This window comes from Natrinema sp. 1APR25-10V2, assembly GCF_031626495.1.
Classification (GTDB): domain Archaea; phylum Halobacteriota; class Halobacteria; order Halobacteriales; family Natrialbaceae; genus Natrinema.
In genome coordinates this window covers 255,315-279,839 of record NZ_JAMQOJ010000001.1, presented here as the reverse complement: position 1 = coordinate 279,839, position 24,525 = coordinate 255,315, and the positions used below count along the sequence as shown (strand labels likewise).

Sequence of the window (24,525 nt, the reverse complement as noted above, 5' to 3'; positions counted from 1 at the left end):
CGATTACTCTTCCGAAAAACCGCAAGCAGGCGGCGGGTTAACCGCGCGTACCAAACCCCCTAAGGGCGTTCCTGCCATCCGACCGAGTATGAGCACTGCAATGGCCCCCGACCTCACGAGCAAACAACAGCAGATCCTGGAGTACCTCCGCGAGAACGCGGCGACGAAGACGTACTTCAAATCCCGCCTCATCGGCCAGGAACTCGGGATGACGGCGAAAGAGGTCGGCTCGAACATCACCGCGCTTCAGGAGGGCGAGTACGATGTCGAGATCGAAAAATGGGGTTACTCCTCGAGCACGACCTGGAAAGTCGACGTTTAGGCCGAAACGCGGCCACTGCGGGCTGGATTTCTGGTTTTCCTCGTAATAGATAGCCGACGAGCGGTACTGCCGTCATTCTCCTTTAGCCGATAGCGGAGAGTGAAACCAATTAATATATTTTCATGTGTAAATAAATGTATCGTCTACTTTCCGCCTCAGAATACCCATACATGAAATCAATACAATCTGCGAAAAAGCGCAATCTGCATGCGGAGAAGAAAGCTACTCACGAACAGTATCGCCCTCTCAAGCGTTAGTTTGATTTCTGCTAGCGTTGTTGCAGACGAAAACAGCGAGGATAATCACAATAGTGAAGACTCTCACACGAAGTTCCTCGGAGAAGACCAAAACCACATCTATCTCCAATTCGAAAGAAACGGGAGAAAGAAATTAAACAAAGTTAATAAGAAGACTGATGAAGTTGTTGTAGTTGATCGAACAAGTGGTGAGCAAGAATTTGTTATCAGGCCAGAGATCGTCACCACTCCCCAGACAGGCGGTATCAGACTCGCCTCACATACACCCTGGTCAGGCGATGTTAGTTACACTGACGAAGATTTGGATGGTGTTGAATTTGGCTCGTATGAGATTGTAAAAAGAGCGGGACGCCGTTGGGAATCACTCGGTCACTGTAGCCGTGATTGTAATGTACATTATTACGATGCTGAATCCTTTGAACTAGGAAGAGAGGCCTCTGCCGTGGCTAAAACTGTGGTCGCCGCAGAACTTTGGTTTGTCATCAGAAAGAAAGGGCCACAATGGTTAGTAAACCTTCTGACCAAACGTAGGGTAGAAGAGATAGTTACTACTCTTGCTACTCTCGCTGCTAGCGATACAATCACCTTCGCGATGGTGGACTGGGACCAATCTCTTCCACTTGTTCGTGATCAAAAGTTTATCTCCTGCCGAGCAGGTCTCACAAAATATAAGCCACCGCTGATACTGTTGGCCTCCAAACGTACTTTCAATGGCCAGGGCATCAACTCTGTTAACCAACGAGGCCCAAAGCAGATTCAAGAGTATGGATGACGGATCACCACGCGAAAGGAGACGGCTCGACAGCGGATTTCTGTTAGTCGTAATTACGCTCTTGACCGTCTATCACGTGAACGACCACATAGTGGAGTTACACTTCTACCAGAAAGCCATCCTGGCTGTTCTGCTAATACTCGCGGGCGACAATATACTACGAGGAGTCAGAAACGTCTTATCGAGGGTCGACTAAGGGGACGAAACCGCCGATGCTACCGATACTGTTCGACATGGACGGGATCGTCCTCGAGGGAGCCCGGACTCACCCGCAAGTCTACGCCGACGCCGCCGACGCCGTGCTCGCGGATCTCGAGGCCGATCCGACCCCGTCCCAGCGCCGCGACTTCAGACGCCACGAGCACGAACGGATTCGGGAGCACTGCGCCGACCTCGAGATCGATCTCGCACGGTTCTGGGAACTGAAGGAGATGTACGCCTCCGAGGGGACCCACGACCGACTTCGGAGCGGCGAACGCGAGACGTACGACGACACCGAGGCGATCCACGAGCTCGGCGACCGGACGACGATCGGCCTCGTCACGAACAACCGCCACGAGACCGCCGAGTTCGTCGCCAAACACTTCGGATTCGACTTCGACGTCGTCCGCGGCCGCGACCCTACGTTCGAGGGCTACGAGCGACGCAAGCCCGACCCATACTACATCGAGGCGGCCCTCGCAGAACTCGGCGTCAGCGACGGGCTCTACGTCGGCGACTCGCCGAAAGACGTGACGGCCGGGGCGGCGGCCGGCCTCGAGACCGCGTTCGTTCGACGGTCGCACAACCGCGATCTCGATCGACCGGCCGAGGCGACGTACGACCTCGAGTCGCTGCGGGAGCTACTCGGCGTGGTCGAATCGGCCTGAGCAGGCGGTAATAGGGTTTTACTCCGCGGAAACAGCGTGTTACCCCTCGTAGGCGAGGAACTGATCCGCGTTCCGAGCGAGCGTCCGCGCCCGGTCGCCGAAGGAATCCGCGTGGCGAACGACCAGCACCAGGACGGTCTCGGGGCGTTCGACCGCGTAGCCGTCGTCGCGGGAGAGCAGGCCGGCCTCCTCGAGCTCGCCGGCGTACTTGCTGACCGTCGGCGGCGAGACGTCGAGCGCCGTCGCGAGATCGCCCGCCGTCGCGTCCGGGTTCAGGAGGAGTTCGATGAGCATCCCGCGGGGCGTCTCCCGGCGGAGATAGCCGAGTGCCCGTTTCTCGAACTCGTCGAAGCGGCCGGCCGTGACGAACCGCTTGTAGTCGCCGTCGCGATAGCGCTCGATGGCGTCGACCTCCTCGAGTCGACGGAGGTGGTGTTGGGTCTCGCCGGTGCCGAGCTGGAGATCGTCGCGGATCTTGGAGAAGTGGGCTCCGGGCGTCGTCGAGAGATAGCCCGCGATCGCGTCGCGCGCGTCGCTTTCCCCCGCGTCGGCCGCGGCTGAATCCGAGAGTCCAACCAGCGGGGATGCAGCGCCGAGGGCGGCGAATCGGCGCAGGGTCGCTCGTTTGTCGTCGTCGACCCTGTTGGGCGATGTCATAACTACCTACAGCCCATAACGGGACGGCCCGTAAAACAGGTTTCGCTCCGCTTTGTTCATCGAATACGACTGGTTAGCTTTCTAATGGTTCTCGGTAGTAGTCTCTTACCAGCAGTGAACGGCAGCGACTGACCGGCCGCGTCCCGGTCGAGCCGCGAAACGTGTCGGAAGTAGCTGTTCGAACGCAGTCGCGGGACGGCGGTTCAGTCGTCCGAGGACGAGCCGTCCGCGTCGTCGGCCGGGATCTCGGTGCCGCCGTCGGCCTGGCTCTGGAAGTCCTGATCCATCTCCTCGATGACTTCGTCGGGGTCGGAGATCTCCGCGGGATCCTTGCCCTCCTTGATCGCCTGAGCCTCCTGCTCCATCGCTTCGACGTCCATGTCGGCCTCCTGGTCGATCTCGCCGATGATCTCGGCGATGTCGTCCAGTCCGATCAGTTCGCGGGTCTCCTCGTCGAACTCGCGGCTCTCGAGTTCGTGGCCGTTCTCCTTGACGTCGCTGCCGGAGAGGTGTTTGCCGTAGCGGCCGACCAGCGAGGAGAGCTCTTGGGGCAGGACGAACGTCGTCGACTCGCCCTGGCCGATGTCGGCCAGCGTCTCCATTCCCTTGTCGATGACCGCGCGTTCGCCCATCGACTCGGCGGAGCGTGCGCGCAGCACGGTCGAGATCGCGTCACCCTGGGCCTCTAAGATCTGGCTCTGCTTCTCACCCTGGGCGCGGATGATCTCGCTTTGCTTGTCACCTTCCGCTTTCTCGACGGCGCTGCGGCGTTCACCCTGTGCTTCGAGGATCATGGCGCGGCGTTTCCGCTCGGCGGAGGTCTGTTGCTCCATCGCGCGCTGGACGTCCTTCGAGGGGTTGACCTCGCGGACCTCGACGGACTCGACGCGGATGCCCCACTCGTCGGTGGGTTCGTCGAGTTCCTCGCGGATGCGCGCGTTGATCTCCTGGCGCTTGTTGAGCGTGTCGTCGAGTTCCATGTCACCCAGCACGGCGCGCAGGGTCGTCTGGGCGAGGTTCGAGACGGCGCGTTTGTAGTCGTCGACCTGAAGGAACGCCTTCTTGGCGTCCATCACCTTGATGTAAACGACGGCGTCGGCGGTCACCGGCGAGTTGTCGCGGGTGATCGCTTCCTGTCGGGGCACGTCCAGGGTCTGAGTTCGCATGTCGAACGCGTAGGTGTTCGAGACGAACGGCGGGACGAGATTGATCCCCGGCTCGAGCAGTTTGCGGTACTCGCCGAAGACGGTTAGAGCACGTTTCTCGTAGGCGTCGACGATCTCGACCGCGCTGAGCAGCGCGGCGACGACGACGACGAGGATGAGGGCACCGACGACCAGCAGGATACCGCCGGTGGTCTGCAAGGGGAACAGTTGTCCTATCATATTTCACCCTTGCGGGGGTGGGGAGAAAAGCGTTCCCTTATTTCGTCAACATTTGTGACTGCATCCCACGGCTCAACCGGAGCGCTCCGTTTCGGTCTCGCGGTCGGCGTTCGACGACGCGTCGTCGAACTCGTCGCCGCCGTCCGCGGCCTCCCGTTCGCGGGCTTCGGAGGCCGCACGTTCCCGGGCGAGCGCGCGATCGATCTCGTCCTCGCCGATCGCGTCGAGCGATTCGACAGTGAGAACGTTGCCGCCGCCTGGATCGAGGACGATGATCTCCTCGCCCTCCTCGATCGTCCCGTCGGTCGTCCGCGCACTGTAGTAGGGAGCGAACCCCCCTTCGTCGAGTTTGACCTCGCCGCTGCGGGTCGTGATGGTCTCGGTGGCGTAGCCCGTCGCGCCGGCCAACGAGTCCGAGTCCGTCGTCCGGGCGGTACCTTTCCCGCCGTAGAAGTCGAACTCCCGGTAGACGTAGGCCGCGGCGAGTCCGATCGCAAGCGTCAGCGCAGCCAGTACGAACGGGCTCGCCGCGGGCGGAAAGAGCATGCCGACGAGGCCGGCACCGACCAGCGCGATCCCGATGACGATGAGGTGGGCCCCTGGGGAGAGGGCCTCGAGAACCATCAGTACGAGCCCCGCAACCAGCAACAGCAACGGCGCGTTCCCCACGAGGGATTCGACCATGTGCGGCGGTTAGGTCTCGTCCGGATTAAATGTTTACTGCGTACCAAATGCTGTCGTTTCGAGGGAGCGCGAGCCACTCCGATTCGATCGGCCGGATCGGTCACCCCAGCAGGATCAAAATCAGCCGGACGAAGACGAGCAGCATCGTGATCGCACCGAGAACCACGAACAGCACGTTCTCGAGGTCGGGATCGCCGGGTTCGATCGGCGTCGAGTTGGCCTCGGGCGTGTACGCGTCCTCGTCCGTATCGGCCGGCTCGTCGGCTTCGCTCGAGCCGGAGAGGTCGATCGGAATCCCGTCCCAGCCGTCGTTGCCGGCCTCCGCGTCTCGGCGGTCGTCCGCGGCCGGCCGGGTAGTTTCATCGTGTGCGTTCCACTCGTCGTCGCTCGAGTCAGCCGCCGGGCCGGCGTCCGGCTCCGTCGCCGACGACGCCCCCCATCGGTCGTCGGTCTCGTCGCGTCCGGACGAATCGTCTGCCATATCCGACCGTAACGTTCCCGCCGTCAAAAACCCGTGGCTCGACGAGGCGGCCCGGGTCGTCGCGAGTCAGGCTCGCTCGGGATGGTCCCCGATGTCGCCGCCGTAGACGACGCCGCGTTCGGCGTCGAGGGTGACGGTTTCGCCGTCCTCGAGCCCCGAGAGGTCCGCAAGGTCCGCATCGCTGATCATCGGGAGGTCCAGTTCGCGGGCGACCAGCGCCGGATACCCCGTCATCCCTCGCTGGGCGTCGACGATGCCGCCGATACGGGCCGGCTCGCCCGTGAACTCTTCGTCGAACTCCGCGGACAGCGCGACAATCGCGCCATCGGGGACGTCCGAGAGGTCGCCGTCGGCGAGTCGGACGAGCGGGCCGGTCGTCCGACCCTCGACGACGACCCGGCCGGTCGTCAGCGCCTCGGCGGCGACGTGGACCTTCAGCATGTTCGTCGTGTTCGCCCCTTCTAGCTCGGTCATCATGCCACAGAGGACGACGACGGTATCGCCGCTCTCGGCGACGCCGGCGTCCAGCGCCGACTGCACGGCCTTTTCGACGACGGCGCCCGCACCCTGATCGGAGATGTGTGCGTACAGCGGCATCACCCCCCAGGTCAGCGCGAGGCGGCGGCGCACCGCCTGGCTCGGCGTCGAGGCGACGACCGGCATCCCGGGCCGGTACTTCGCTGTCTTCAGCGCCGTATAGCCGGATTCGGTCGCTGCGACGACGGCGTCGGCGTCGATGTCCCGCGCCAGAAACCGCGCCGAGCGCGCCAGCGCATCCGTCCGCGCCTCGCCCGACTCGGGAACGCGCTGCTCGAGCAACTCATCGTACTCGCTCGAGGTCTCGACCTGACGGACGATGCTGTCCATCGCGTCGACGACGGCGACGGGGTGGTCGCCGACGGCGGTTTCGGCCGACAGCATCACCGCGTCGGTGCCGTCGAGGACCGCGTTGGCCACGTCGGAGGCCTCCGCCCGGGTCGGCCGGCGCGCGTGGACCATCGAGTCGAGCATCTCCGTCGCCGTGATGACCGGCCGGCCCGCCTCGCGGCACTTGCGGATGATCCGTTTCTGGATCATCGGGACGTCCTCCATCGGACACTCGACGCCCAGGTCCCCGCGCGCGACCATCACGCCGTAAGCGGCGTCGATGAGCTCGTCCAGGTTCGCCACCGCGCCGGCGCGTTCGATCTTCGCGATGACCGGAATCTCCGCACCTGCGTCCTCGAGTACCTCGCTGACCTCGTAGACGTCCTCCGCGTCTCGGACGAAACTCGCCGCGACGAAATCGACGCCTTTCTCGGCGGCTAGCTCGAGGTCCTGTCGATCCGACTCGGTGACGACGTCGAGGTCCAGATCGACGCCCGGGACGTTCACGCCTTTCCGGCCGGCCAGTTCGCCGCCGGTGTCGACCCGCGCGCGAACGGCGTCACCCTCGTTCTCGACCACGGTGGTCTCGATCAGCCCGTCATCGAGCAGGATTCGGTCCCCCGGCTCGACGGCGTCGATCGACAGGGAGAGTCCGATCGTCTCCGGCGTTGCTTCCTCGCCCTCGACGAACCGGATCTCCGAGCCCGTTTCCACGGAGACCGTCTCGCCGTCTGGCAGCGGTGCGGTCCGGATCTCTGGACCCTGTAGGTCGAGCATGACCGCGACGGGTTCCACCCGCTCCTCGTCGACCGCGCGAACGCGATCGATCACGTCGGCCCGCGCCTCACGGCTCCCGTGGCTCGCGTTCAGCCGCGCGACGGCCATCCCGGCAGCGGCGAGGTCCCGGATCGACTCCCGGTCGTTCGACGCCGGCCCCAGCGTGCAGACGATCTTCGCGTTTCTCATGTCGGAGGCTACCGCCAGCACCGCCTAAAAGATAGGGACTTACTCACGCTCGAGTACCCGAATCGAGTTGCCGATCGAACTCCCGTCGCTTGCCACGCGAACCGTTTTCCGCGGATCGCCCCTCCGACTCGATATGCCAACGTACGCGACCCTCGTCGATCTCGCCGATCGGGACGTTCAGAACGCACAGGAACTCACCACGATCTGGGGCGAGATCCGGACCGAGTTCGAGGGGCACAACACCGAACTCGTGGATTCGTACGCCGCATTAGGCGAACACGACTTCCTGATCACCTTCGAGGCCGCCGACCGCGAGGCGGCGTTCAAGTCCGCGCTGACGCTGCACCGTCACGGCCTCGAGGGGAAGACGATGGAGATCGTCGACACTGCGGACTTCTCGAATCTGGTCGACGAGGTCTGAGCCAGTCACTTCGTCACCCCGCACGAAGACACGCCGGTCACGCATCGGCCTCGAACGCTTGGCCCGGATCGGACCGTCACCACAGCCCGGCGAGATTGCCGAGCACTATGAGCGAGAACAGCGACACGGCGAGCACCAGCAGTGCCGTCACTTCCGGGGCGGCGGGGTCGTTTGGTAGTCGTGCAAACGAGTTCGAGTCCGGTTTCCGGCCGATGACACCTCGGATGCGCCCGTCACTCTGTGACATATGTGCTCATGACACACATGGCCTAATAGGAGTATTTGAAGGGAGGTGATAAATAGCGGCTCGCTGCGAGCGAGCGACGGTTCTGCTGCGGCGACTCGAGTCGCCCGTCGGTCGAACCCGGCGACCTATCGAACTTTTTCGCCGACGTCGGCGTCGCCGTGGGTCGTCAACAGGTCCGCCTCCTCGCCGGCCGCGAGGATCATCCCGTTGGACTCGACGCCGAACAGTTCCGCTTTCTCCATGTTCGCCAGGAGAACGCACTTCTCGCCCGGCAGTTCGTCCAGGTCGTGGAGTTGCTTGATGCCTGCGACGACCTGTCGGGTCTCGAAGCCGATGTCGACCTCGAGACGCGCGAGGTCGTCCGCGCCCTCGATCCCCTCGGCCGATTCGATCCGGCCGACGCGAACGTCGAGTTCCTGGAAATCGTCGAAGCTGATCCGTTCCTCGGCCAGCGGCTCGAGGTCGTCGGTGTCTGCCATATCGCCGCCTTCGTCCGCGCCGGTGTCGTCGCTTTCGGTTTCCGCGTCGTCTTCGTCCGACTCGTCGCCGTCGTCGGAGGCGGCCTCGACGCGCTCCTCGAGTTTTTCCGTGAGCTCCGTGACGCGGTCGTCTTCGATTTTGCCGAAGAGTTCGCCGGGCTCGTCGAAGTTCCGGGGCGGGGCCTCGAGCGCGTCCTCGAGGTGGGCGTCCGCAACCGCCCCGTCTTCGCCGAGTTGCGCCCACAGGTCCTGTGCCTTGTCGGGCGCGATCGGCTCGAGGAGGACGCCGACGGCCTTGGCGATCTGGACGCAGTCGCGGATGACCTGCGCGGCCCGGTCGGGGTCGTCGTCGGTGAGCTTCCAGGGCTCGTTGCGCTGGATGTACTCGTTGCCGAACTGGGCCAGCCGAGTGGCCGCCTGCCCGATGCCGCGGAGGTCGTAGTCGTTGACGCTTTCGCGAACGTCGCCGATCGCGCCCTCGATACGCTCGCGGACTTCTTCGGAAACGTCGGCTTCCGGCGTTCCCTCGTAGTTGCGGTAGGCGAACAGCAGCGAGCGGTACCAGAAGTTACCCACGGTGCCGACGAGTTCGCCGTTGACCTTCTCCTGGAAGGCTTCCCAGGAGAAGTCGACGTCCTGCTGGAGGCCGCCGGTCGTCGTCAGGTAGTACCGCAGCAGATCGGGGTGAAACCCTTCCTCGAGGTACTCCTTGGCCCAGATCGCCCGATTCCGGCTGGTCGAGAGCCCCTTGCCGTTGATCGTGATGAATCCGGTCGCGGCGATCCCGCGCGGTTTGTTGTAGCCCGCGCCCTCGAGCATCGCCGGCCAGAAGATCGTGTGGTGCTGGATGATATCGCGGCCGATGACGTGGACGATCTCGCCCTCGCCCTTCCAGACCTGCTCCCAGTCGTACTCGTCCGTACCGACGCGCTCGGAGTACTGCTTCGAACTCGAGATGTACTCGATCGGGGCGTCGACCCAGACGTAGAGGACGAGGTCGTCACCGTCGGCGTCTCCGCCGTCGGGATAGTCGATCCCCCAGTCCATGTCTCGCGTGATACACCAGTCCTGCAGGCCGTCCTCGATCCACTGCCGGGGCTGGTTGCGGGCGTTCGAGGTCCCCTCGAGACCGTCCAGAAAGTCGGTGAGGAAGTCGGCGAACTCCGAGACCTCGAAGAACTTGTGGGTCCGCTCGCGGTACTCGGCGGGGTTTCCCGTGATCGTGCTCGTCGGGTCCTCGACCTCGCCGGGCTCTAGGTGGCGCTGACAGCCCTCGTCGCACTCGTCGCCGCGGGCCTTCGCGCCGCAGTAGGGACAGGTCCCCTCGACGTAGCGGTCGGGCAGGTACTGGTCGGCATCGGGGTCGTAGGCCACCTGAATCTCCTTCTCGTAGATGTAGCCCTCTTCGTCCAGCGTCCGGACGATCGACTGGGTCAGTTCGGTGTTGGTTTCGTCGTGGGTGTGGCCGTAGTTGTCGAAGTCGACGTTGAACTGCGGGAACGTCTCCTCGTACTGCTCGTGCCAGTCCAGCGCGAAGTCCTCGGGATCGACGCCCTGTTGCTCGGCGTTGACGGCGACCGGCGTGCCGTGCATGTCCGATCCGCAGACGTAGGCCGTTTCTTGACCCAGCGTCTCGAGCGCGCGGCTGAAGGCGTCTGCACCGATGTACCCCCGCAGATGACCGATGTGCAGGTCGCCGTTGGCGTAGGGCAACCCGCAGGTCACGACGGCGGGGTTCTCCGTCGGAAACTCGTCGTGGCTCATGATCGTCACGTTGCGCTCGCGAGCGTAAAACCCGCCGGTTTCGATCGTCCGTCGCGATCCGGGTCGCGCGTTCGGCGACGACGTATACGGCCCCGGCTCGAGGTGAGAGGCGGAGTCGTCCGTCCAATCGGTCCTACAAACCCAAAGTGCGGCCAGAAAGACCGCATCTTGGAATTATGCGGGCGAAAGTGCTGAGAGTTATAGATCTGGAGATATAGTGCCAACATACGGCAAATTAGACATCATGTTCCAGACGCCCGACTGTCCGAACTGCGGGAGTACGTATCTCGTGACGAAGCTACGAACGCACGGATACCCTCGCTCCACGGAGGAGGGCGCGAAGCGGTTCTATCGTTGCTTTCGCTGCTTCAACAAGATCTCCCGAGCGGAACGCGGGTCCGCCAACCGACTGTAGCTATGCCGCCACTGATCGGCGGCCGCGAGCGAGTTGGCCACCGACAGGTACCGGCTGAGATCGCCGGTACCGGCGATCGAAAGCGACGCGGTCGGACTCGAGCCGGTCAGTCGTCGCTGGCGACGGGCACGCTCGCGCGCACCTCGAGCCGATCTAGATCTCCGACGAAGGAGGCCAGCATCTCGCGGGTGACGTGGGGCATACAGACGACACGAAGTTCGCCGGTCGCAGTCCGCGAAATGCGCCAGCCCTTGGCCCGGAGGGCGTCGAACGTCGATCGAGGTACGTCGGCTGCGACCAGCGGCAGCGTCGGGTCGGCGACCCGGTAGCCGCGCTTCTCCAGGGCGTCGGCGAGCCACTCGGCGTTGTTCTGCGAGCGGACGTACTGGCGGCGGTAGCCCTCGGGCCACAGCTCTTCCATCGCCGCGACGGCGCTGGCGACGCCGGCACCCGAGCGGGTCCCGGTCAGCGTCGCCTGAGAGGTCGACTCGAGGTAGGGGGTGTCGACGGCAAGTTCGTCGAGCAACGTGGGGTCGCGGACGAGCAGTCCGCCGGCGGGAACCGCGGCCTGCCCCATCTTGTGCGGGTCGATCGCCATCGTGTCGACCGCGGCGTGACCGAAGTGCCAGTCATAGTCGGTAAAGGGGAGGACGAAGCCGCCCCAGGCGGCGTCGACGTGGCACATCGCACCGGCCGAGCTGGCGATCTCGGCGAGTTCCGGAATCGGATCGACGCGGCCGTACTCGGTCGTCCCCGCGACGCCGATCACCGCGGCGGTGTCGTCGTCGACCGAGGCGCGGACGGCCTCGAGGTCGGCCCGGTGACGATCGTCGGTCGGCACGATTCGCAGTTCGACGCCGAGCAAGTCGGCGGCCTTCTGGAAGCTGAAGTGACCCGACTCGGGCATGACGACGTTCGGAGTTCGGCTCTCGGCCCGCTCGCGGGCGATTCGGACGGCCTGAATGTTGGCCTCGGTCCCGCCGCTGGTGATGTAGCCGGCCGGGCGATCCATGCCCGCGATTTCACCGAGGAGGGCGACGGCGTCGTCCTCGAGCGCTGAGACGTTCGGGTAGGTGCCGGGATCACCGGGGTTCGTCGCGAGAAACCGCTCGGCCGCGTCGCGCGCCGCCGGGTGGGGTTCCGTACACATCGACGAGAGAACCCGGTCGAACGCTTGCGGCTCGATTTGCATATCACGTATGTACTCCGTCGTCGGTTTATTTGTTGCGTTTAGCGACGTTTTTCGAGAGCGGCGTTTCCACGCTCGACTCCGGCCGGGATGGTCGGTACGCCCGGATCGATCGCCGTGAGACGGAAAGCGTGCCTTCAAGTCCGGAGCCGCGCAACTGCCAGGCATGAACCCAGGCGACCGCGTCCGCGTCGACCGCGCGGATCGCACGTACGAAGGCGTGTTGCTCCCCTCGAGCACGGACGACCACCTCGTGGTGAAACTCGAGGGCGGCTACAACGTCGGCGTCGACCGCGACGAGGCCGACGTGTCCGTCCTCGCCGAGGACGTCTACGAGATCGACGGGACTGATTCGACGGGGCCCGACGAGGAAGCCAGTTCCGAGATCGAGTTCGACGACGACCTGCCGACGATCTCGCTGATCTCGACCGGCGGGACGATCGCCTCGACGGTCGACTACCGAACCGGCGCTGTGACGGCCCAGTTCGACGCCGAGGACGTCCTGCGCGCGGTGCCGGATCTGGCAGGCCGGGCGAACTACCGCGGCCGCGTCGTCGCCAACATTCTCTCGGAGAACATGGAACCCCCGCTCTGGCGGGACCTCGCACGGGCCGTCTACGAGGAGATCGAGGCCGGTGCCGACGGCGTCGTCGTCATGCACGGCACCGACACGATGCAGTACTCCGCCGCCGCGCTCGCCTTTATGCTCGAGACGCCGGTGCCGATCGTCTTCACCGGCTCCCAGCGCTCGGCGGACCGGCCGTCCTCGGACAACGTGATGAACGCCGTCTCGGCCGTCGAGACCGCCAAGAGCGACTGCGCGGAGGTGCTGGTCTGCATGCACGCCACCGAATCCGACGACCGCTGTGCGCTCCACCGCGGAACGCGCGTTCGAAAGAACCACACGTCCCGACGGGACGCCTTCGAGACCGTCGGCGCGGCGCCGCTGGGCGAAGTCGACTACGAGACGAGCGGCGAGGAGACGGTCTCGTTCCGGCGCGACTATCGGGAGCGCGACGCGGTCGACCTCGAGCGCAACCTCGACCTCGAGGACGACGTGGAACTCCTGAAGTTCACGCCCGGCATGGACCCCGCGTTCCTCGACGTGGTCGAGGGCAGCGAGGGCCTGATCATCGAGGGGACCGGCCTCGGTCACGTCCACACCGATCTGATTCCCCGCATCGAGGAGTTCGTCCAGGACGGGACGACGGTCGCCATGACCAGCCAGTGTCTCGAGGGACGCGTCTGCGACCGCGTCTACGATACGGGCCGGGACCTGCTCGAGGCGGGCGTCGTCGAAGCCGGCGATACGCTGCCGGGGACGGCGAAAGTGAAGCTGATGTGGGCCCTCGAGAACAGCGAGAACGTCGAGGAGGCGATGGGCACGTCGCTGGCCGGCGAGATTCAGGAGCGGTCGGTCCCCTGGGAGTAGGACGAATTCTTCTCGAAGCGGTCGGCTGTACCTGAAACGATGGCTCGAGTGTGAGTAGTGGGACGGTGTTCTGCTATCGTGGTGGCATGGGATTTCCACGCCCTCCCCAGCCGATTCACTCACGCCTCACGGCGTTCGCTCATCCCTCGCACGGCTTCGTCTCGTGATTCACTTCGTTCATCACTCGACGGCGCGCGCCACCGTATGGCCGTTCGCCGATCTGTAGCTGACGACGTGTCTCCGTCTCGAGAGCCTGCGAAGTTCTTTCCCGCGCGGTCGCGTTACCATCGACCGTTCGACGGACGATGTCATCCGATTCCGATCCTCCCATCGAGATCCGCCGCGCCACCCACGGCGATTACGAGGCCGTCGCCGACTTCACGAGCGACATCTGGCCCGAGCGCGGCGGCGATTACATCCCGCGGATCTACCACGACTGGCTCGAGGACGAGCCCGGCCAGGGCAAGAAGACCTTCCTCGCGGTGGTCGACGGCGAGGCCGCGGGCATCGTGCAGGGCGTCATGCTCTCCGAGGACGAGGCCTGGTTCCAGGGGATGCGCGTCGCGGCCGACCACCGCCGTCGGGGCGTCAGCAGCAGGTTGAACGAGGCGACCTTCGAGTGGGGCCGCGAGCAGGGCGCGACCGTCGGCCGGGTCATGGTCTTCTCCTGGAACGCGGTCTCGCTGGGTGCGGCGCGAGCCAGCGGCTACGAGCCGGTCACCGAGTTCCGCTTCGCCCACCCCGAACCCGATCCGGACGCCGAGGGGCCGCATCGAGTCTCGAGTGACCCCACCGCTGCCTGGCGGTACTGGACTCACAGCGACGCGCGCGACCACCTCGACGGGCTGGGGCTCGCACCCGATGAATCGTGGGCCGTCCGGGAACTCACGCGGGACGATTTCGAACGGTCGGCCGACGAGACGGCCGTGTTCGCGGTCGAGAGCGATGACGGGCTCGCGGGCGTCGGCTACAGAACGCGGACCGTCGAGCGAACGGCCGACGAGACCGATTCGGGCGAACCGGAGACGTGGGCCGAGTACGGCCTCGGCGCGTGGGACGGCGTCGACGCTGCGCGCTCGCTGTTCGCCGCCGTCGCCAGGGACGCGGCCGCGCTCGAGGCCGATGCGACTCGCATCGCGATTCCCGAGACAGCCCGGTTCGTTACCGACGCCGCAGCGACGGGGGCCGCGATCTCGGAGGAGCCGGACTTCGTACTGGGGATCGACCTCACGACGTACTGACGCCGACGTTATTCGGCCGCCAGCCGTCGCAACCGCTCGAGTCGCCGCTCCGTCGCGGGGTGAGTCGCCAAGAGCCCGCCGCCACCGTCGCGCTCCGGATCCAGCGTCGGAAGGACGGACATCGCGTCCACGGAGCCGGCGTGTTTCCGCAGGTCGTCCGGCGGGGGCACCGCGGTCGACGAATCGAGTCGCTCGAGCGCGGCTGCGAGCGCGCCCGGATCGCCGGTCGCGGCGACGGCCGCCCGGTCGGCCGCGAACTCCCGTCCGCGGGAGAACAGCCCGACCCCGAGAGTCGAACTGACCGTCAGCAGCCAGCCGGCCGCGAGCCAGGGGAGGACACCTGGATCGAAGTCGTCATCGTCGTCCATCATCTCGAAGAACTCCTCCGACGCGACCAACGGGACGAGCACCCACGTCATCAGTCGCAGATCGTCGTTCGCGACGTGAGCGAGTTCGTGGGCGAGCACCGCCTCGAGTTCCGGATCGGGTAGCGCCTCGAGCAGGCCGGCGGAGACGACGACGACCGGCTCGCCGCTGCTCGAGGTGGTACACGCGATCGGGGTCGCCGCGGGATGGCGTCGCAGTTCCGGCAGAGGCAGATCGAACTGCGCCGCGAGCCTGGACGCCGACGATTCGACGCGACCGCTCTCCTCGGGGTCGATCGGCTCCGTCTCGCGGAGCAGCCGACGGCGGCTCCGGCGGACCGCGCGCCGCACGACGGCGGCCCACGTGAGCAACGTGAGGGCCGTCCCGAGGAGGAACGCACCGACGAGCACCCACGGGCCGGGATCGACCGCCGCGCCGACTGCGGCGACGACGAGACCGCCGATCGCGAGCCCCCCGAGGATCGCGAGAACGAGCCCGAGAGCCGCGAGCGTGCCGAGGCCGATCGCGGCGGCACCGATCGCCCGGACCGCGAGACTGAGCGTGGTTCGTACTCGCACGGCTACCGGTTTCGATCGAGAACAGTTAATCGATTCGACGACTCCTCGAGCGGGGACGGTGCCCGACTCGGAACGACGACGCGTCGATTATCCGCCGCTGACCGGCGGAAACAGCGCTAACTCGTCGCCCTCCTCGAGCTCCGTCGCCATCCCTTCCTCCTCGACCAGCACGTTCGTGCCGTTTCGCAACACGTTGATCTGCGATCGCAACTCGCCGTCCTCGAGCACGCGTCCCTCGAGGTCGGGGCGGTCCGCGACGAGTTGCTCGAGCGCGTCGCCGACGGTGTCGCCGGCCCCAGCGTCGACGGTCACGTGTTTGTCGCCCGCGCGTTCGGCGAGATCGGCGAACAGCTTCCACTCCGTGGGCATACGTGGCGCTATCGGTGCCGGCGGCAAGTAGCTACCGCTCCCGCGGCCGTTCCGGCTCCCGTTCGCGGTCGGCGTCCGGCTCCTCGGGGGCGCTCGAGTCCGGTTCCCGATCGGCTGTGGCTGTCCCGTCCTCGTCCCGCGCCACGGTCAGCGTCCGCTCGGTCACCCGGCGCAGCGCGTCGGGCCGGCCGAGCACGTAGGCGACGTCGCCGGCCGCGAGTCGAACGTCGCCGGCCGGCAGCGCCAGGGTCAGGGTCTCGTCGCCGTCGCCCTCGCGCTCGAGGGCTAGCACTAGCACCGGCAGCGCGTCGATCGTCACGCCAACGAACGGATCGTCAGCTTCGATGGCGACGGTCGTCACCGTCTCGTCGGCCGCCCGGAGCAGGGAGACGAGATCTCGTTCGGCGTCCGGGCTGCCCGGCAGGGTCACGAGCCGGTACTCCCGGCCGGGCTCGAGATCGCGGGCGTCGTCGTCGTCCAGCGCGACCGTCGCCACGTCGTCGGCGGTCGCGCGCAGTTCGCCGCCGGCGACCCGTCTGGCGGTACCGCTCCCCTCGTCGCGCGTCCAGATGCGCACCGCGTCGCCCGGGCTGGCGTCGGCTGCGGGATCGGCCTCGAGCGCGACGGCGACGGTGCCCGGCGCGAGCGTCGGGCCGATACCGGCCTGTCGGCCGCCGACTGCGAGGTAATCGATCGTTCCGTCCGCGTCGAGGTCGACGTCGACGTGGCCGACCCCGAAGTCGCGCTCGAGGCGGGCGATCAGCCGCTCTCGTAGTTGGTCGACGGTGAGCCGACGCGGGAAGAGCAAGGTCTGTTCGGCGAGTTCCGCCTTGACCGACTCGTCGACGGGGTCGTAGCCGTCGATGTCGTCGATCTCCGCGGGGAGGTCGACGGTGATCACCCGGCCGGCCGAGCGCACGAGCTGGCTGACCTCGGTGATCGTCCGCGGCGTCGCGACCATGAACACGTCGCGGGCGAGGAAATCGCCCAGCCGACGTCCCGCGTCGGCGGCGATCGCGCTGGCGACGAACGCCCCGACGGTGTAGACCGCGGTACCTGGCTCGAGCAGTCCAGTATTGCCGATGATCGCCTGCTGCAGCGCGGTCTGTGTGTTCAGCCAGAGCGCGACGACCGTAACGCCGACGAGGACGGCGACCCCGTCCGCAATCGGATTCGCGCTGTACCACCGGTAAGTGAACGCTGCGACGGCCGCCGCGCCGGCCGCCAGCGCGGCGAAACCGGCGATTCGGACGAGCGCCGTCACCAGCGTCTCGGTCGGAATCGTCTGGGCGAGAACTGGCTCGATCATCGCGCGACCGCCTCCACGAACGTCTCGGTCGCTTCCTCGGGACCCGCGACGAAGGCCTCGTCACCGGCCTCGAGCCGGCGCTCGATGCCCGGGCCGAACACCCAGCCGTGGCGGCGGCCGCCGGTTTCGCTTCCCTGACGCCGCACCGCGAGGACCGTCACGTCGGCTGCCGCGGGCGCGGCGACGTCGTCTGCCCCGACGCCCGTGCCGGCCGCGCCGACGGTGAGCCGGCGGACGGCGTACCCCTCGCGTTTGACCAGCGAGAACGCCTCGAACTCGCGGCTGGTCCCGCGGGAGCGGACGACCAGCCGCGGCGAGTCGGCCTCGAGCAGCGCCTTCACCTCCCGGCGCGCGACGGCGATGGTGACTCGGCCCGATCCGCCGGCGGTCGCCGCGTTCGGCTTCGGCTCGGGGACGACCGGCTCGAGCGCTTCGCCGCCGTCGGTGGCTGCGGCATCGTCGTCCGCGGGCGCTTCGAGGGGGGTGGCGGGCTGCTCGTCGTCGATCTCGGTCCGGGCGCTCAGCACCGTCCCGGTGATCGAGCGCTCGCCGGTTCGGACGGTCACCTCGTCGCCGCGGGCCAGGCCCGTCGGAACCAGCGTCGCGAGCGAGACGGCCCGCCGGCCCGCCGTGACGCGCCGCGAGAGGCTTCCCGACGGCGGTGCCGCCGCGATCGTCGCTCGGGCGCGCTCGCTGATCGCGACGTCGACGTCTGCCAGGTCGTGGTCCGTTCGGAGGCGCTCCTCGAGGCGGGCCTCGAGTTCCGAGAGGGGGAGATCGGCGGGGAGCCGCCACGAGCCGGACTTGAGGGTACGGCGGAGGTCGGGTGACAGCTGCGGGTACCCCTCCATATCGCGGACTTCGCCGGTCGGGCGGACGGTGACCTGCCCGACCGCGCCGACGAGTTCGACCACGTCGGCCGAGAGGGTCCGCTGGCGCAGCGAGGTCAGCGAGAGTCGGCGGGGGAGTTCCGACCCCAGTTTGTCGCCCTGATTGTGGGCGTAGAGCGCGAGCATGAGTACGACCAGCACGGCGACCAGCAACCGCGGGGACTGGGCGATCGTCGGCTCGACGAGGCCGAGCAGGCCGCCCTGGACACTGGCGATCGAAAGCGCGAGGACGACGACACCGAAGCCGGGCAGCGTGACGCCCGTGAAGTACCGCACGAGGAAACCCAGCGAGCCGGCGACGAACGCTGGAACGATGCCGGTCAAGAGGCCGAGATAGAGGCCGAGTAGCACTTCGACCGGAAGGGATGGCATTGTCTGCCTGTGGCGCGGAACCGTTAAATTTGCACCGACACGTCCACCGGACGGGCAGCGCTCGTGAGGTCGGCGGCGATCGGAGGCGGCGGACAGCGGGGGCCGGGAGCGAATTTTTGCTCGCCGGCCTCGTACCGTCGTCTATGGCGATCTCGATCAAGTACTACGACCTGATCCTTCTCGGCGTTCTGGCGAGCCTGCTGCTGGGGTTCGGTATCGGGGCCGTGACGACGATCTCGACGGCGATCACGGTGCCGGCGTCGGCGCTCATCGGTATCGCGCTGATCTACCAGACGATCTTCCTGCGCGGACCGGTGAGTTCGACCGACGACCTCTCCGAGGAGGCCCACCAGATCGAGTTGCCGAAATAACCGCTCACCGGGGCGCGAATCGATCGACTTGGACCGTTCGACTGAGTGAGATTTATTCGCGCACTCGTCGTAGCGCCCGTATGCTCTCTCGAGTTCTCGTCCCGATGGACGGCTCCACGCTGTCCGAGCGCGCCCTCGAGTACGCACTCGAGAACCATCCCGACGCGTCGGTGACCGTCCTCAGCGTCGTCGGCGAGCCCTCGGTCATGATGGGGGAAGCGATGAGTATCGCGTTCGAGGACGACATCGAGGTGGCCGCGGAGGAACGCGCCGCGCCGGTGTTCGAGCGCGCTCGTGAGATCTCCGCCGAGTACGACGCCGAGATCGACACCGCCGTTACGGTCGGTCGGCCCGCGCGGGCGATCATCACTCGCGCCGAGGACTACGAAACGGTCGTGATAGGCAGCCACAGCAGCGACATGATCGATCGGCTGTTCGTCGGAAACGTCGCCGAGACCGTGTTCAAGCGCTCGCCCGTCCCGGTGACGGTCGTTCGCTGAGCGATTTCGGAGCGATCCGCGCCGATCGCTCACCGGCTGCGACGGCGAGCGGAGACGGGGACGTTTAACTAACCCCGACGCTCAGCGGAGAGTATGGTCGGTGACCGGTCGCTTCGAGAACGACTGCCGGAGAACTGGCGGCGAGTGTTCACGACGCGGGCGGCCGTCATCACCGTTCTTCTAGTCGCCCTCCTCTCCGTTGCGACTGCCGTCGTCAATATCGGGATCAACAACGTCGGCGGCCCGCTCGCGGAATACGTTCCCGACGCCGTCCGGAACGCCGCCGCCTTCACCGGCGCGCTCACCGGCTTCATGATGGTCGGCAGCGCGCTGGCCCTCCGACGCGGACTCCGGGCCGGCTGGTGGGCGACGCTGTTGCTGTTGCCGCTGACTGCGGCACAGGGACTCCTCCAGTCGAGCCAATACTCGTTACCGCTGGTCGTCCTCTCTGTCGTTTCGATCCCGGCCCTCCTGGTGACACGCAGCCGGTTCGACAAACCGCTCTCGCTGTCGACGACCCAGATCGCGGCCGGGTCCGCACTCGTCGGCGTCCAGCTCTACGGCACCATCGGCGGCTACGCCCTCCGGGACCACTTCGACGAAATCAGCACCATTCTCGACGCCTTCTACTTCACGCTGATCACCTCGAGTACGGTCGGCTACGGCGACGTGACGCCGAACTCGGGGTCGGTCCAGGGGATGCTGTTCACGATGTCCGTGCTCATCCTCGGCGTCGCCAGTTTCGGTATCGCCATCGGGGCGCTCGTCGGCCCGCTGATCCAGGACCGCATCTCGAGAACACTCGGAAAAATGACCGAATCACAGCTCCAACTGCTCGACGAGCACATCCTCGTGCTCGGCTACGGCGAACTGACGGAACCGATCGTCGACGAACTCGCGGACAGCGGCCGCTCGTTCGTCGTCGTCACCACCGACCGCGAGGCCGCAACGATGCTTTCCGACAGAGGCGTACAGGTCATCACCGCCGACCCGAGCGACGAGGAACCGCTCAAGCGCGCGAAGATCGAGCGCGCGGCCGCGATCCTCGTCGCGACGAACCACGACGCCGAGGACGCGCTGACGGTCCTTACCGCGCGCGAACTCGCGCCGACCACCCGGATCGTCGCGGCCGCGACCGACCGCGAGAACGTCAAGAAGCTCGAGCGCGCCGGCGCAGACTCGGTCATCAGTCCCGCGCAACTCGGGGGCCACCTGCTGGTCCAGTCGGCGCTGGGCAGCGACGAGACAGCGCTGGTCGATCGCATCCTCGAGAGCGAGTAACCGGCTACCGGTGGCGACCCCGGTGGACGATCGCCACGTCTGTCTCGAGGTCGCGGAGCTTTCGGAACGTCGGCGGCGAGACGAACCGCGAGGCCGCCGACCGGTCGGTGCTCGAGCCGACGAAGCAGACGTCGTACTGTGGCGCGGCCCGGGCGAGGTAGGACTCGACCGAAGCGGTTGCGACGTGAGTCTCGAACCGACCCGAAAAAGCGTCGACGAGGTCTGCGAGCGTGTTCTCGGACTGACGGCGCTGGGACTCGCTATCGATGCAGGTACAGACGCTGACCGTGCGGCCGACTTCGGTCACCCGGAGGGCGAAGTCGAGCATCGCCCGGGCGGTGTCGCCGGCGCCTCGGACCGCGACGAGGCCGCGTCGCCACCGCCGGCGCACCTCGTTCGGCCGGAAGGCGATGACGTCGATCTCGCTCTCGAACAGTCCCCTGATGAACGACGAGAGCGCGCCGCGGTCGTCCTCGGCGTAGGGTGCGACGATGAGGTCACAGTTCTGTCGCCGAGCGGTCTGCAGCACCAGCCCGGCCGACAGCCCCCCGTCGGCGGCGACGACGACCTCACAGGGAACGTTGTAGGTGGACTCGAGGTCGACCGCGAGCGACTCGAGGCGGTCGGCGGCCTCGTCCGCCGCGCGTTCCGCGGCGGCAGCCAGGTCGTCCGCACCGCCGTCGGTGGTGGCCTGCGCGTCGACGACCTCTACTGACGCGTCGTTTTCGGCCGATTCGCCTCCTGCTCGCGCGGCCGCCGCCTCGTCGACGACGGTGAAGAGGACGACCTTTCCGGCGTCGTGTGCCCCGGCGATCGACGCGGCGAACCGGGCGACCGTCTCGTCGCCGTCGTCCATCGGCACGAGGACGTGATCGTCACCGCTCGTCGTCCCGTAGAGATAGTGAGCGCGCTGTTCGTAGAAGTGACGCCGCCAGACGACGAACGCGGCCGCGACGAACGAACTCGAGACGACGATCCCGAGGACGTAGGCGAACTGCGCGTTCCCAGTTACGAGGACGAGCAGCGCGGTCGAAAACGCCGTCGGCTCCTCCAGGTCGAGGGCCCAGGTGCAGGCCCCGGTGAGGAAGACGCCGACGGCGGCACCGGACGCGCTGATCGTCCCTGCGGGGAGCCCGATCGCAGTCGTGAGCGCGATCGCGAGCCAGCCACAGAGCGCGCCGACGGTCATCCCGCCGACGAACTTCCTCGGCGTCGAGTACGTCCCCTCGGGATCGGCAAAGAGCGTGTACGTCCCGGACGCGAGCGGGGGAAAGAGCAGGAACGAAATCGCCGCCGTCACGTTCGCCAGCCACGTCACCACCGCGAGCAACAGCGGCACGAAGACGAGCACCGAGAGATGCAGGAGGTTGCCCGTGTGCTCGAGCCACCGGCGGAAGGCGTCGAGCTCGCGTCGTTCGAGTCGTCGGAGCCGTCTCGCGAACGCGCGAACGCGCGCCCGCATACCCTCGCGCATCAGTTACCTCGAATGTACTTCCGGCTGGTCCAAAACTGTTCGGCTTCGGGACTACTCCGGTGCGCCCTCGAGGATGGCGACGCCGCTCGAGGCACCGATCCGGTCGGCTCCGGCCTCGAGCATGGCGACGGCCTCGTCGTAGCTGCCGATGCCGCCGCTGGCCTTGACGGGCAGGTACTCGCGCATGAGCGCGACGTCGTCGACGGTCGCGCCGCCGTCGGCGAAGCCCGTCGACGTTTTCACCATCGCCGCGTCGGCCGCGACGGCGGCCTCGCAGGCCCGGCGTTTCTCCGCGTCGGAGAGCAGCGCGGTCTCGATGATCACCTTCACCGGAATCGGCACCGCGGCGACGAGTTCGGCGAGTTCGGCCCGGACGACGTCGTCCTCGCCCGCCCGCAGGCGACCGACGTTGATCACGACGTCGAGTTCGTCCGCACCGGCCTGCCAGGCGATCACGCCCTCGCGGCGCTTGATCTCGTGGCTGTGCTGGCCGTGGGGGAAGCCGACGACCGTCGCGAGGGTCACCTCGGGCGCGTAGTCGGCCGCCTCTTCGACGGCGTACGGCGGGATACAGGCGTTCATCCCGTACTCTCGAGCTTCGTCGAGGACCGTCCGCACGTCGGCCGTCGTCGTCTCGGGGCCGAGGACGGTGTGATCGATCAGGGGGGCGAGTTCGCTGCGGTCCATACGCGGGCCGACTCCGCGACGAGTGAAAAGCCGCCCGGTTGGTTTGCTGCTCGGCGGCCGGGATCGGAGCCGCGGCTCGAGGGGCCGCCGTGGCTAGTTTCCAATAATTACAAGGTAAATTTCGTAGAACAGAAATCCGGAAGCCAGCTCCAGCGAGGCGTGCGAAAACGCCCGGGTGCGGAGACACCCGAGCCTGGCTTCCAAGCCTACCACGGCTTTGCAAGCCATGTTTCGCTTACTGCCACCGAGACATAAACGTCTCGCACGACGACAGTATCGCGTCCGACTATCGATAGCGCCAGCGCCGCTCCCCCACCGACGGACTCGCGTCCGGAGGGGACCATGAGCGACGACGAATCGGCCGAGAGCGACACCGAACCGGCCGCGACCGAGGCACTGACCGTCGACGCCGACTCGATCGCCGCCAGTTCCGCACCGGCGGGGCGAGGATCGGTCCCCTGCCCGCGCTGTGACACCCCGATCGCGCTGCTCGTGAGCTACGGCCCGACGACCCACGAGGCGAGTCCGTGCGGGTGTCGGGTCTCGAGGGGACTGCTCGAGGGGAAGGGGGATCGGTCCGAGTGACGCATCGGGGATGCGCGACGGCATCGTTTTCACGGTGGGGAAGCCTTTCCAGTGAGCGACGGTACAACGGGATCGTTCGATACGGATGTGAACCAGTGTCGCGTCTGTCAACTGCGGCGATAGTAGTAGGGCACGACCGGAGACGAAACGCGACCGCCCCTCGAGAGTCGGCTTGCGTTGCAGCGGTAGTATCGCTCAGTACAGAGCAAGCAGTTACCGAAGGGGCTATCGATCTGTCCGAGCTATGCCAGAAGCCGCCTGCCGAATATAGAGCATTAGTTCAGCAAAGCGATATCTGTTTCTCCCCTGCAACATCTGAAGCGGCCGGAAAGAAGCTCTCAGGGGATCGAATCGATTCGTTCATCAGCGAGCGGTTCGGAATCGGCTCTGACCGACGCGTAGACGCGCTCGGCCCACTCCCGAGCGATGGGTGACTCCGTGTCGACAAACACTCGCATCTGGCCCGTCGACTCATCGTACCCACCGATTCCCACACGTTCGTCGAAGATGACGAGTCCGTAGGGAAGATCGTCGCGCGTCCGGAGGGTCAAGTGGCCTCTCTCGACCGCCTCGGTCGCCTGCGTTGGATACGTCTCGAAGAGTTTCTCGACGATATGGGGAAGGTAGATGATTTCGGTGTCGGTTCTGTCGAACACCCGCTGGTGGAATTCACCCAAGACAAGCGGTGCCATGTGCGTCGTATTGAATCCGCGGAAGGCGTCGGATTCGTCCACCAGCGACATAAACCGCTCGAGCGGCCGGTACGGATCGTCCGGCTTGGCCACAGTGACCGTCGCGTTGACGAACGGTTCGACGACGAACTCTTGGTGGTCTTCACAGATAAGATCCAGCAGCGGTGCCATCCGGTGGACGGTTCGCACGTTCGCCTCGAACCGAAGCACCTCGTCGGCGACAGCCTCACCCCGCCCGGTCAACTGAAACCGGCCGTCGACCTTCTGGGCGAACCCCTGCTCGTCGAGCCACTTCGTGAAGCGGTGGCTCGTCGCCCGCGAGACGTCGAGACGCTCCTCGATCTCTCCGCGGTCGAGCGACTCCTGACGAAGCACTTCCAGTACTGGTCCATGTCGGACGATGTCACCGAGCCGGTCCGTGTCGACGCGGTCGCCCGCCGCGTTCAGCCGCTGGCCGAGATGCCGTCTGTTTCGCTCGTTCTCCAGGAGAGCCTCTAGAACCGGTGAGCTGGGTGGCGGAGTCGAGTCTTCGGAGTCCGTTTCGTCTTCGTGGGGCTCCATCGGAATCCCTCTGTTAGAGAGACGGGAGCACAGATCGTAACT

25 protein-coding genes are annotated in these 24,525 nt (G+C 66.2%); 10 read left to right on the top strand and 15 right to left on the bottom strand.

What is annotated here, in order from left to right; translation table 11 throughout:
• Positions 1-100: 100 nt before the first annotated feature.
• The 3 genes from NDO75_RS01490 (at position 101) to NDO75_RS01480 (ending at position 2,220) form a co-directional block, all read left to right on the top strand.
• Positions 101-322: a hypothetical protein gene (locus NDO75_RS01490; RefSeq protein ID WP_310905154.1), complete on the top strand. Its 222-nt coding sequence runs from the start codon at positions 101-103 to the stop codon at positions 320-322.
• 258 nt (positions 323-580) lie between these two features.
• On the top strand, positions 581-1,351 hold the full coding sequence (locus tag NDO75_RS01485) for a hypothetical protein (protein WP_310904333.1): 771 nt from the start codon (positions 581-583) through the stop codon (positions 1,349-1,351).
• A gap of 212 nt (positions 1,352-1,563) precedes the next feature.
• Positions 1,564-2,220: an HAD-IA family hydrolase gene (locus NDO75_RS01480; RefSeq protein ID WP_310904332.1), complete on the top strand. Its 657-nt coding sequence runs from the start codon at positions 1,564-1,566 to the stop codon at positions 2,218-2,220.
• 39 nt (positions 2,221-2,259) lie between these two features.
• Here the strand turns inward: NDO75_RS01480 and NDO75_RS01475 are convergent, their stop codons facing one another.
• The 5 genes from NDO75_RS01475 to pyk form a co-directional block, all read right to left on the bottom strand.
• A complete protein-coding gene (locus tag NDO75_RS01475) occupies positions 2,260-2,877 on the bottom strand; it encodes a MarR family transcriptional regulator (RefSeq protein WP_310904331.1) in 618 nt (205 codons plus the stop codon).
• A gap of 203 nt (positions 2,878-3,080) precedes the next feature.
• Positions 3,081-4,262 carry an SPFH domain-containing protein gene (locus NDO75_RS01470; RefSeq protein WP_310904330.1) on the bottom strand — a complete coding sequence of 394 codons (1,182 nt, stop codon included), beginning with the start codon at positions 4,260-4,262 and terminating at the stop codon, positions 3,081-3,083.
• A 72-nt stretch (positions 4,263-4,334) separates the two neighbouring features.
• Entirely contained in the window at positions 4,335-4,946 is a 612-nt protein-coding gene (locus tag NDO75_RS01465) for an NfeD family protein (protein ID WP_310904329.1), read from the bottom strand.
• A gap of 100 nt (positions 4,947-5,046) precedes the next feature.
• A complete protein-coding gene (locus tag NDO75_RS01460; RefSeq protein ID WP_310904328.1) occupies positions 5,047-5,427 on the bottom strand; it encodes a hypothetical protein in 381 nt (126 codons plus the stop codon).
• Between the two features lie 66 nt (positions 5,428-5,493).
• Positions 5,494-7,260: a pyruvate kinase gene (gene pyk, locus NDO75_RS01455; RefSeq protein ID WP_310904327.1), complete on the bottom strand. Its 1,767-nt coding sequence runs from the start codon at positions 7,258-7,260 to the stop codon at positions 5,494-5,496.
• 133 nt (positions 7,261-7,393) lie between these two features.
• Here pyk and NDO75_RS01450 point away from each other — a divergent pair, with 133 nt between their 5' ends.
• On the top strand, positions 7,394-7,681 hold the full coding sequence (locus NDO75_RS01450) for a GYD domain-containing protein (RefSeq protein WP_310904326.1): 288 nt from the start codon (positions 7,394-7,396) through the stop codon (positions 7,679-7,681).
• A gap of 76 nt (positions 7,682-7,757) precedes the next feature.
• On the opposite strand, the gene NDO75_RS01445 is transcribed toward NDO75_RS01450, so the two are convergent.
• The 3 genes from NDO75_RS01445 to mfnA form a co-directional block, all read right to left on the bottom strand.
• Positions 7,758-7,928, bottom strand: a complete 171-nt coding sequence (locus tag NDO75_RS01445) for a hypothetical protein (protein WP_310904325.1) — start codon at positions 7,926-7,928, stop codon at positions 7,758-7,760.
• A 125-nt stretch (positions 7,929-8,053) separates the two neighbouring features.
• Positions 8,054-10,171 carry a methionine--tRNA ligase gene (metG, locus tag NDO75_RS01440; protein ID WP_310904324.1) on the bottom strand — a complete coding sequence of 706 codons (2,118 nt, stop codon included), beginning with the start codon at positions 10,169-10,171 and terminating at the stop codon, positions 8,054-8,056.
• A gap of 521 nt (positions 10,172-10,692) precedes the next feature.
• Positions 10,693-11,943 carry a tyrosine decarboxylase MfnA gene (gene mfnA, locus NDO75_RS01435; RefSeq protein ID WP_310904323.1) on the bottom strand — a complete coding sequence of 417 codons (1,251 nt, stop codon included), beginning with the start codon at positions 11,941-11,943 and terminating at the stop codon, positions 10,693-10,695.
• Between mfnA and gatD the strand changes: the two genes are divergently transcribed.
• Complete coding sequence (gatD, locus tag NDO75_RS01430; protein WP_310904322.1) at positions 11,942-13,207, top strand: Glu-tRNA(Gln) amidotransferase subunit GatD; 1,266 nt, start codon at positions 11,942-11,944, stop codon at positions 13,205-13,207. The two genes, mfnA and gatD, sit on opposite strands and share 2 nt — an antisense overlap.
• 305 nt (positions 13,208-13,512) lie before the next feature.
• On the top strand, positions 13,513-14,448 hold the full coding sequence (locus tag NDO75_RS01425; RefSeq protein WP_310904321.1) for a GNAT family N-acetyltransferase: 936 nt from the start codon (positions 13,513-13,515) through the stop codon (positions 14,446-14,448).
• A gap of 8 nt (positions 14,449-14,456) precedes the next feature.
• On the opposite strand, the gene NDO75_RS01420 is transcribed toward NDO75_RS01425, so the two are convergent.
• The 4 genes from NDO75_RS01420 to NDO75_RS01405 all read right to left on the bottom strand — a co-directional run bounded on the left by NDO75_RS01420 (position 14,457) and on the right by NDO75_RS01405 (position 18,332).
• The gene (locus tag NDO75_RS01420) at positions 14,457-15,392 is read right to left on the bottom strand and encodes a M48 family metalloprotease (protein WP_310904320.1); all 936 of its coding nucleotides are present in this window, start codon (positions 15,390-15,392) and stop codon (positions 14,457-14,459) included.
• An 87-nt stretch (positions 15,393-15,479) separates the two neighbouring features.
• On the bottom strand, positions 15,480-15,761 hold the full coding sequence (locus NDO75_RS01415) for a ubiquitin-like small modifier protein 1 (protein ID WP_310904319.1): 282 nt from the start codon (positions 15,759-15,761) through the stop codon (positions 15,480-15,482).
• A gap of 31 nt (positions 15,762-15,792) precedes the next feature.
• Positions 15,793-17,070 (bottom strand): TrkA C-terminal domain-containing protein, encoded by a 1,278-nt coding sequence (locus tag NDO75_RS01410; protein WP_310904318.1) that lies wholly within the window; start codon positions 17,068-17,070, stop codon positions 15,793-15,795.
• Positions 17,067-18,332 carry a potassium transporter TrkA gene (locus NDO75_RS01405; RefSeq protein ID WP_310904317.1) on the bottom strand — a complete coding sequence of 422 codons (1,266 nt, stop codon included), beginning with the start codon at positions 18,330-18,332 and terminating at the stop codon, positions 17,067-17,069. The genes NDO75_RS01410 and NDO75_RS01405 overlap by 4 nt, the downstream gene beginning before the upstream one ends.
• Before the next feature lie 143 nt (positions 18,333-18,475).
• Between NDO75_RS01405 and NDO75_RS01400 the strand changes: the two genes are divergently transcribed.
• From NDO75_RS01400 to NDO75_RS01390, 3 genes are all read left to right on the top strand, one after another.
• Positions 18,476-18,703 (top strand): hypothetical protein, encoded by a 228-nt coding sequence (locus NDO75_RS01400; protein WP_310904316.1) that lies wholly within the window; start codon positions 18,476-18,478, stop codon positions 18,701-18,703.
• 80 nt (positions 18,704-18,783) lie between these two features.
• Complete coding sequence (locus NDO75_RS01395; RefSeq protein WP_310904315.1) at positions 18,784-19,203, top strand: universal stress protein; 420 nt, start codon at positions 18,784-18,786, stop codon at positions 19,201-19,203.
• Between the two features lie 93 nt (positions 19,204-19,296).
• On the top strand, positions 19,297-20,484 hold the full coding sequence (locus NDO75_RS01390; RefSeq protein ID WP_310904314.1) for an NAD-binding protein: 1,188 nt from the start codon (positions 19,297-19,299) through the stop codon (positions 20,482-20,484).
• A gap of 4 nt (positions 20,485-20,488) precedes the next feature.
• Here the strand turns inward: NDO75_RS01390 and NDO75_RS01385 are convergent, their stop codons facing one another.
• Both NDO75_RS01385 and deoC read right to left on the bottom strand, forming a co-directional pair.
• Positions 20,489-21,958 (bottom strand): HPP family protein, encoded by a 1,470-nt coding sequence (locus tag NDO75_RS01385; protein ID WP_310904313.1) that lies wholly within the window; start codon positions 21,956-21,958, stop codon positions 20,489-20,491.
• 51 nt (positions 21,959-22,009) lie between these two features.
• Complete coding sequence (gene deoC / locus NDO75_RS01380) at positions 22,010-22,645, bottom strand: deoxyribose-phosphate aldolase (protein ID WP_310904312.1); 636 nt, start codon at positions 22,643-22,645, stop codon at positions 22,010-22,012.
• Positions 22,646-22,987: 342 nt separating this feature from the next.
• Here deoC and NDO75_RS01375 point away from each other — a divergent pair, with 342 nt between their 5' ends.
• Positions 22,988-23,230, top strand: coding sequence for a hypothetical protein (locus tag NDO75_RS01375; protein WP_310904311.1), 243 nt, complete (start codon positions 22,988-22,990; stop codon positions 23,228-23,230).
• A gap of 338 nt (positions 23,231-23,568) precedes the next feature.
• On the opposite strand, the gene NDO75_RS01370 is transcribed toward NDO75_RS01375, so the two are convergent.
• Positions 23,569-24,483 carry a transcriptional regulator gene (locus NDO75_RS01370; protein ID WP_310904310.1) on the bottom strand — a complete coding sequence of 305 codons (915 nt, stop codon included), beginning with the start codon at positions 24,481-24,483 and terminating at the stop codon, positions 23,569-23,571.
• Positions 24,484-24,525 lie beyond the last annotated feature (42 nt).

Coding starts and splice junctions, on each gene's coding strand:
- NDO75_RS01445 (WP_310904325.1), bottom strand. CDS start 7,928: ATGTCACAGAGTGACGGGCGCATCCGAGGTGTCATCGGCCGGAAACCG.
- NDO75_RS01405 (WP_310904317.1), bottom strand. CDS start 18,332: ATGCCATCCCTTCCGGTCGAAGTGCTACTCGGCCTCTATCTCGGCCTC.
- NDO75_RS01480 (WP_310904332.1), top strand. CDS start 1,564: ATGCTACCGATACTGTTCGACATGGACGGGATCGTCCTCGAGGGAGCC.
- NDO75_RS01425 (WP_310904321.1), top strand. CDS start 13,513: ATGTCATCCGATTCCGATCCTCCCATCGAGATCCGCCGCGCCACCCAC.
- pyk (WP_310904327.1), bottom strand. CDS start 7,260: ATGAGAAACGCGAAGATCGTCTGCACGCTGGGGCCGGCGTCGAACGAC.
- NDO75_RS01415 (WP_310904319.1), bottom strand. CDS start 15,761: ATGCCCACGGAGTGGAAGCTGTTCGCCGATCTCGCCGAACGCGCGGGC.
- NDO75_RS01410 (WP_310904318.1), bottom strand. CDS start 17,070: ATGATCGAGCCAGTTCTCGCCCAGACGATTCCGACCGAGACGCTGGTG.
- NDO75_RS01375 (WP_310904311.1), top strand. CDS start 22,988: ATGAGCGACGACGAATCGGCCGAGAGCGACACCGAACCGGCCGCGACC.
- NDO75_RS01475 (WP_310904331.1), bottom strand. CDS start 2,877: ATGACATCGCCCAACAGGGTCGACGACGACAAACGAGCGACCCTGCGC.
- NDO75_RS01460 (WP_310904328.1), bottom strand. CDS start 5,427: ATGGCAGACGATTCGTCCGGACGCGACGAGACCGACGACCGATGGGGG.
- NDO75_RS01450 (WP_310904326.1), top strand. CDS start 7,394: ATGCCAACGTACGCGACCCTCGTCGATCTCGCCGATCGGGACGTTCAG.
- NDO75_RS01470 (WP_310904330.1), bottom strand. CDS start 4,262: ATGATAGGACAACTGTTCCCCTTGCAGACCACCGGCGGTATCCTGCTG.
- metG (WP_310904324.1), bottom strand. CDS start 10,171: ATGAGCCACGACGAGTTTCCGACGGAGAACCCCGCCGTCGTGACCTGC.
- NDO75_RS01400 (WP_310904316.1), top strand. CDS start 18,476: ATGGCGATCTCGATCAAGTACTACGACCTGATCCTTCTCGGCGTTCTG.
- gatD (WP_310904322.1), top strand. CDS start 11,942: ATGAACCCAGGCGACCGCGTCCGCGTCGACCGCGCGGATCGCACGTAC.
- NDO75_RS01490 (WP_310905154.1), top strand. CDS start 101: ATGGCCCCCGACCTCACGAGCAAACAACAGCAGATCCTGGAGTACCTC.
- NDO75_RS01465 (WP_310904329.1), bottom strand. CDS start 4,946: ATGGTCGAATCCCTCGTGGGGAACGCGCCGTTGCTGTTGCTGGTTGCG.
- NDO75_RS01370 (WP_310904310.1), bottom strand. CDS start 24,483: ATGGAGCCCCACGAAGACGAAACGGACTCCGAAGACTCGACTCCGCCA.
- mfnA (WP_310904323.1), bottom strand. CDS start 11,943: ATGCCTGGCAGTTGCGCGGCTCCGGACTTGAAGGCACGCTTTCCGTCT.
- NDO75_RS01395 (WP_310904315.1), top strand. CDS start 18,784: ATGCTCTCTCGAGTTCTCGTCCCGATGGACGGCTCCACGCTGTCCGAG.
- deoC (WP_310904312.1), bottom strand. CDS start 22,645: ATGGACCGCAGCGAACTCGCCCCCCTGATCGATCACACCGTCCTCGGC.
- NDO75_RS01385 (WP_310904313.1), bottom strand. CDS start 21,958: ATGCGCGAGGGTATGCGGGCGCGCGTTCGCGCGTTCGCGAGACGGCTC.
- NDO75_RS01390 (WP_310904314.1), top strand. CDS start 19,297: ATGGTCGGTGACCGGTCGCTTCGAGAACGACTGCCGGAGAACTGGCGG.